The sequence below is a fragment of the Neisseria sp. genome, from assembly GCF_030530745.1.
Classification (GTDB): domain Bacteria; phylum Pseudomonadota; class Gammaproteobacteria; order Burkholderiales; family Neisseriaceae; genus Neisseria.
Genome location: NZ_JAUMUI010000021.1, coordinates 22,274 through 29,114 on the forward strand (window position 1 = coordinate 22,274; position 6,841 = coordinate 29,114).

The 6,841-nt window shown below is 52.3% G+C and carries 5 protein-coding genes; 2 read left to right on the plus strand and 3 right to left on the minus strand.

Annotated elements, in window-relative coordinates:
* Positions 1–104: 104 nt before the first annotated feature.
* The 3 genes from Q3970_RS08170 to Q3970_RS08180 form a co-directional block, all read right to left on the minus strand.
* A complete protein-coding gene (locus Q3970_RS08170) occupies positions 105–698 on the minus strand; it encodes a hypothetical protein (RefSeq protein WP_303100084.1) in 594 nt (197 codons plus the stop codon).
* Positions 699–845: 147 nt separating this feature from the next.
* A complete protein-coding gene (locus Q3970_RS08175) occupies positions 846–1,481 on the minus strand; it encodes a TIGR01621 family pseudouridine synthase (RefSeq protein ID WP_303100085.1) in 636 nt (211 codons plus the stop codon).
* 118 nt (positions 1,482–1,599) lie between these two features.
* Complete coding sequence (locus tag Q3970_RS08180) at positions 1,600–2,172, minus strand: TMEM165/GDT1 family protein (protein WP_303100090.1); 573 nt, start codon at positions 2,170–2,172, stop codon at positions 1,600–1,602.
* 407 nt (positions 2,173–2,579) lie between these two features.
* Here Q3970_RS08180 and polA point away from each other — a divergent pair, with 407 nt between their 5' ends.
* Complete coding sequence (polA, locus tag Q3970_RS08185) at positions 2,580–5,378, plus strand: DNA polymerase I (RefSeq protein WP_303100086.1); 2,799 nt, start codon at positions 2,580–2,582, stop codon at positions 5,376–5,378.
* Between the two features lie 85 nt (positions 5,379–5,463).
* On the plus strand, positions 5,464–6,723 hold the full coding sequence (locus tag Q3970_RS08190) for a hypothetical protein (RefSeq protein WP_303100087.1): 1,260 nt from the start codon (positions 5,464–5,466) through the stop codon (positions 6,721–6,723).
* Positions 6,724–6,841: the final 118 nt, after the last annotated feature.

A 6,841-nucleotide genomic window follows, 5' to 3' on the forward strand; every position in this document is an offset into this window, starting at 1 on the left:
TGAATAGACGATACCTTATTGATTGATAGAATTTTTTGAAAAACACCCGAGGCCGTCTGAATCATTCGGAGGGTCGCGGGTGTTTGATCAAACAAACAGTGTATTCAGCGTTTCATCTCTGCCTGAATGGCGCGGATGCTGGCTTCGCGGTCGCGGATTTCCTGCTCGAGACGGCTGGTTTTGGCTTTGTCGCCTTTTTTCTTGGCAACATTCAACTGTGCTTTGGTGCGCACAAGCGCGGTTTGCTCGTTGCGGATTTCGTTTTGCAGAATCTGATTGCGCGAAAGCTGCTGCTTGGCGGGGGCGGTAGTGATGTGCGGCACGACAATCGGCTTGCGTGGTGCCTGCTTTTTCGCTTTGTCGTTTTTGCGGATTTTCACTTGCAGTGAAGGCGAGGCGGCCTCGGCAGTGTTGGTAACGGTGGTGTCGCGTGAAGAGGGGGAAATTCTGATATCGTTTTGCACGGCAGTCTGCTCGGTTTCCCATACCTTTTCGACTCTGGTGGCGCTTGTGCCGCTGCCGCCGGCGGGCGGGATATTATTGCTGGTACCGTCCATCTGAGAGAGTGTGCAGCCGGCATTGAGCCGTATGGTTGAATAAACGGCGCGGTCGCCGTCTTTGCAGATGTAAGTGGCGGCGTGTGCGGGCAGTGCCGGCAGGGTCAGGGCGGCGGTGATGCAGTAGAAAAACGGTTTCATGTAATGCGTCGGTTGGAATACGGAATAGCAAGGGGCGGATTATAACCATATTGTCTGTAAAAGTGTTTTATGGCGGGTTGGCGTTCAATAAACGGCAGTAATTCTGTTCCGGGCGGTTTGATGCCGCAATACGGTGCGGCAAATTTTTCACAATAAGGAAGACAAGCCGTCTGAAACGCTTTTCGGCCAGTCTTCATCCAGCGGGGCGGTAATTTCATAGTGCGTGCCGCCGTAATCGAACGCCAGCTTCCAAGCGTGCAGAAACAGCCTTGCCGCAGGGCTGCCGCCGTAGAGTGCGTCGCCCAGAATCGGGCTGCCGAGACTTTTCATGGCAACGCGCAATTGGTGGGTTTTGCCGGTGTGCGGCTGCAACACAAACAGGCGCAGGCCGGGGGCGGCGCCGAGGCTGTGGAACTGCGTAACGGCCGGATTGTGCATATCGCGGGTGAGTTTCCATGCGCCGCGCCGTGATTTTTCCATGCCGCCTTTTACCCAGCCCTGCTTTTTGGCGGGCTTTTTGTCGCTTAAAGCCAAATAGGTTTTGCGTATGGTTTTGGCGGCGAACTGCTGCGCCAGCGCAGATGCGGCTTCCTGATTCAAGGCCGCCAGCAGTACGCCGCCGGTGGGCTGATCCAAACGGTGCACCAGCCACACGCGCGGTACGCCGAGCTGGATGGCCAAGGTGCGGGTGAAGCAGTCCGAACCGCCGTTACGGTGCACGGCAACCCCGGGCGGTTTGTTAACGGCTGCGAAGTCGTGGTGGCGCAATAATACGGAAAACATTTTTCAGACGGCCTTTAATAGCGGGTTAACAAAATTTGAGACGAGGCGGCGGGCCGCAGACAGTACAAATAGTACGGCAAGGTGGGCCAACGCTGTATCAGTTTTTGTTAACCCACTATTATTGCAGGGAAATGCCGTTGCCGGCTAATGTTGCCGCACCCAAAATGCAAAATAGGGTGCAGGCGGCGAGGCGCACGGCTTTAGCGGGAATTTTTTTCATCAGCGCTTCGCCCAGATACACCACCGGCACATTGGCAAGCATCAGGCCGAGTATGCTGCCGGCCACCACCCAAAACATTTCTTGGTATTTGGCGGCCAAAAGCACGGTGGCAATCTGCGTTTTGTCGCCGATTTCTGCCAGAAAAAACAGCACTGCGGCAGCACCGAACGCGCCGTATTTCAGCCAGCGGCTGCCGGGGCTGCCGGCTTTGTCGGGCAGAAGCAGCCACAGGCCGACGGCAATAAAGCTCAGGCCGACAATCCATTTCATCATCTCGAGCGACACGGTTTGCGCCAGCCACACGCCGAACACGGCGGAAACGGCGTGGTTAAGCAGGGTTGCCGCAAACATACCCGCCACAATCGCGTTTTTTTGGGCAAAACGGGCGGCGAGAAACAAGGCCAGCAATTGGGTTTTATCGCCGATTTCGGCAATGGCTACACCGAAGGTTGAATAGAAAAAGGCTTCCATCAAGATACTCAAAACCGTTGCGGGCAAAACCGAAAGCACGGCAAACACCGCCCGCGGGGTTTGCGTGCCTTAAGTCTTGCCTGTCTCCGGTTTCGGGCGGAGATACCGCTGCCATGCCTGAAGGCAATTGTGTTGACAACGGTTCCGGGCGGTTGAAGCGCCGGATGGCTACTCCCTTAAGGGCGTGGCAGGGGAAACACCTGATTATGCGGATTATAGGGCGGTTCGGCTCCAAGGGCAATGCAGAAAGCTCCCGCCTGTCGTCGGGTTGCAGGCTGAAACTTCGGTTTGCCGCTTCGCTGCTGTCTGCAAAAAAACTATCGACGGCGTTGGCCGTCTGAAAACCCGCACCGCCTTTTCCTTTATAATCGTCCGCATCGTTAACCATTTTTTCAGACGGCCTGACTATGTCTCAAACCCTGCTCCTTGTTGACGGCTCTTCCTATCTCTACCGCGCTTTTCACGCCATGGCGCCGCTAACTGCGCCCGACGGCACGCCCACGGGGGCGATGTACGGCGTGTTGAACATGCTGCGCCGCCTGCGCGCCGATTATGTGCACGACTATTGCGCGGTGGTGTTTGATGCGAAAGGCAAAAACTTCCGCCACGAGATGTTTCCCGACTACAAAGCCACGCGCCCGCCCATGCCCGACGAATTGCGCCCGCAGGCGGAAATGCTGCCCGAGCTGGTGCGACTGATGGGCTGGCCGGTGTTGGTGGTGCCCGATGTGGAGGCGGACGACGTAATCGGCACGCTCGCCAAACAGGGCGAAGCGGCGGGCTGGAACGTGGTGGTGTCCACCGGCGACAAAGACATGGCGCAATTGGTGAGCGAACACGTAACCCTCGTGAACACCATGAGCAACGAAAAGCTTGATATTGAAGGCGTAAAAGCCAAATTCGGCGTGCGCCCCGACCAAATCATCGACTACCTCGCGCTGATGGGCGACAAAGTGGACAACGTGCCCGGTGTGGAAAAATGCGGCCCGAAAACCGCGGTGAAATGGCTGGAACAATACGGCACCTTGCAGGGCGTGATGGAACACGCGGGTGAAATCAAAGGCAAGGTAGGCGAAAACCTGCAAGCCGCGCTGCCGCAACTGCCCCTGTCTTACCAACTGGTTACCATCAAAACCGATGTCGATTTGCACGCTGAACTTTCAGACGGCCTCGAAAGCCTGCGCCGCAGCACGCCGAAATGGTCGCAACTGGCGGTGGAATTCAAACGGCTGAATTTCCGCACTTGGCTGAAAGAAGCCGAAGAGCGCATAAATGAAAGCAACGGCGATTTGTTCGGCGCCGCGCACATTGGCGAACAGGCCGCGCTGGCCGCCGAACAAAGCCTGTCTGAAAACCCTTCAGACGGCCTACCGCAAACCGCCCCCGCGCCTGCCGTATTGGACTACCAAGCGGTTACCACCGAAACCCAGTTTGCCGCCCTGCTGGACAGATTATCCCAAGCCGAAGCCGTCGGCATCGACACCGAAACCACCTCGCTCAATCCGATGGAAGCGCGGCTGGTCGGCATCAGCATTGCTTTTGCCGCAGGCGATGCCGTGTATATCCCGCTCGGCCACACCCCCACCGCCGCGCCCGAGCAGCTTGATTTAAACGAGGTATTAGGCCGTCTGAAACCGCATTTGGAGAATGCGGAACTCAAAAAAATCGGCCAAAACCTCAAATACGACCAACATATTTTCGCCAATTATGATATTGCCTTAAACGGCATTGCCGGCGATGCCATGCTCGCCTCGTATATTCTCGAAAGCCACTTAGGGCACGGGCTGGACGAATTGGCCGAGCGCTGGCTCGGCCTGCCCACCATTACCTACGAATCCCTGTGCGGCAAAGGCGCCAAGCAAATCAGTTTTGCCGACGTGGCGCTGGAACAGGCCACCGAATACGCCGCCCAAGACGCCGATTTCGCCCTGCGCATCGAAAGCTGGCTCAAAGCGCGCATGGATGCCAAACAGCTGGAAATGTATCAAAACATGGAGCTGCCCGTGGCTCAAGTGCTGTTTGAAATGGAGCGCACCGGTGTATTAATCGACAAAAACGAACTCGCCCGCCAAAGCCACGAACTGGGCAGCGAACTGTTGCAGCTTGAGCAGCAGGCCTACCAAATCGCCGGCCAGCCCTTCAACCTCAATTCGCCCAAGCAATTGCAGGAAATCCTGTTCGACAAAATGGGCATTCCCACCAAAGGGCTGAAAAAAACCGCTTCCGGCGGCATTTCCACCAACGAAGCCGTGCTCGAACAGCTTGCGCCCGACTATCCGCTGCCCAACATCATCCTGCAAAACCGCAGCCTGGCCAAACTCAAATCCACCTACACCGACAAACTGCCCGAGATGATCAACCCGCAAACCGGCCGCGTGCACACCACCTACGCCCAAGCCGTCGCCATAACCGGCCGTCTTGCCAGCAACAACCCCAACCTGCAAAACATCCCCATCCGCACCGCCGAAGGCCGCCGCGTGCGCCACGCCTTCACCGCCCCCGCCGGCAGCGTGATCGTATCCGCCGACTATTCGCAAATCGAACTGCGCATCATGGCGCACCTCTCCGGCGACAAAACCCTGCTCACCGCCTTCCAAAACGGCGAAGACGTACACCGCCGCACCGCCGCCGAAGTGTTCGGCATTGCCCCCGAAAACGTCAGCAGCGAGCAGCGCCGCTACGCCAAAACCATCAACTTCGGCCTGATCTACGGCATGGGCCAATACGGCCTCGCCAAATCGCTGGGCATCGACAACCTATCCGCCAAAAACTTTATCGACCGCTACTTCGCCCGCTACCCCGGCGTGGCCGGCTATATGCAGAGCACCAAAGAACAGGCCGCCGCGCAGGGCTATGTCGAAACCCTGTTCGGCCGCCGCCTCTACCTGCCCGACATCCGTGCCGCCAACGCCAACCAACGCGCCGGCGCCGAACGCGCCGCCATCAACGCCCCCATGCAGGGCACCGCGTCCGACCTCATCAAACGCGCCATGATAAACGTGCGCAACTGGCTCGTTTCAGACGGCCTGCAAAGCAAACTGATTATGCAGGTGCACGATGAATTGGTGTTGGAAGTACCCGAAGCGGAATTGGAATTGGTGAAACAGAAACTGCCCGAGATTATGGCAGGCGTGGCCGGTGGCAGATTAAACGTGCCGCTGGTGGCCGAAGTGGGCGTAGGGGAGAATTGGGAAGAGGCGCATTGATTAGAGAGTGTTTGGCATACAAATAAGATGGGCATGCACGGTAAGAAACATAAAACTAATGGTTCAGTATTAAAGAGAGAAATCAATGACAAAACTGAGAAAGAATTTTTCCAGAAATCTTTTTAAGACTAAAAAAATCACTGCCAATAAAAAAATAGTTGACGATTTTCGCAAAGAACAAGATAAAAAAATATTCACCGGTATCATTCAAATAGCTTCTTCAAGTACGGTTTTCGGCATAATATTAGGTGGTGTTATTTCATTTTTTTATCTTAACACTATAGGATTTCATAGCATCTTCGCTGAAATCATAAACCAGCCATCAAGCTTAATCGCTGTTACTTTCGTATTTGGGTTATTTATATTGTTGGTATTTATCAGTTTTGCGGCTCCTTGTTTTATCTTTAATTTTTGGGATGATTTTAAAGAAGCAACATTGATATTGAATTTCATGAAAAGCCGATGGCTTATTATATTTCCATTATTGTTTTGGTCGCTGATATGGCCATTGGTTTTTTATATAGCATTTATTATTTTAATTCAGATAAGTGAGTCTTTTCCCAAGGATTACCTGACAATTTTATTATACGTAACAATAGCATTATCAATTATCGTTCCCTTGTGCCTTTGGAAAGTTTTTATTTCCAAATCTTTTTGGAGGGAATGGAAAAGTTGGCTCTTGTTTATACTGTATCTCTTTATTATCTCTTTATTTATGTCAATCTACCCGCTATCCATTTTTGTTTTATTAGCAAACTGGATGCCTGAAGGAAATTTACAGTTTTTTTATCTCTATGCAGTTGGTGTTTTATTAATTTTAAATCTATTGTTGATTGCAAATTTCGCAACCACCTATACAAAAGCACAAAAACATAAGTATTTCATGATTCCAATCGGAAGTACGCTGTGTCTATTTGTATTGACTTCATCTTTTTTTCCGTTCCACCATAACTTTTCAGCATATACTCTCAATATTGTTAGGTTTGTTGAATTACCTCAAAATGCTTCTTGGTATCTGCTGCATAATAACTTTCAAAAAAATGATGGTTCGCAAGAGAGTAGTGGAATTGAGCCTAAAGATTTGCAACGTTTGAAGCAGGTATTCAAGCAGCCCAATATTTGTGATAGAGCCGAATGTGCTAGAGCTGAATATAGAAATAATGCTCTATATGGTTACATGGCTTGGAATTTGGGCAAAACCAAAGTTTTTTGTCCCGCTACAGTAAGTAACATAACTAAAAAAGAAAACGAACAGAAAAAATTATCCGAGCTATCCGAGAAATGTTTAGTAATAGGCACTCAATTTCTACAGCCCATACCCAAAAACTATATCGGTATAGATTGAGTAGTAAGCTTGTATTGGGTACTTGTATCTGACACGACCCTGTGCATAGTGCAAAAATACCTTAAGGCCGAGACCTTTGCAAAATACCTAAAACCCCATCCAAACGGTTACCCGAACA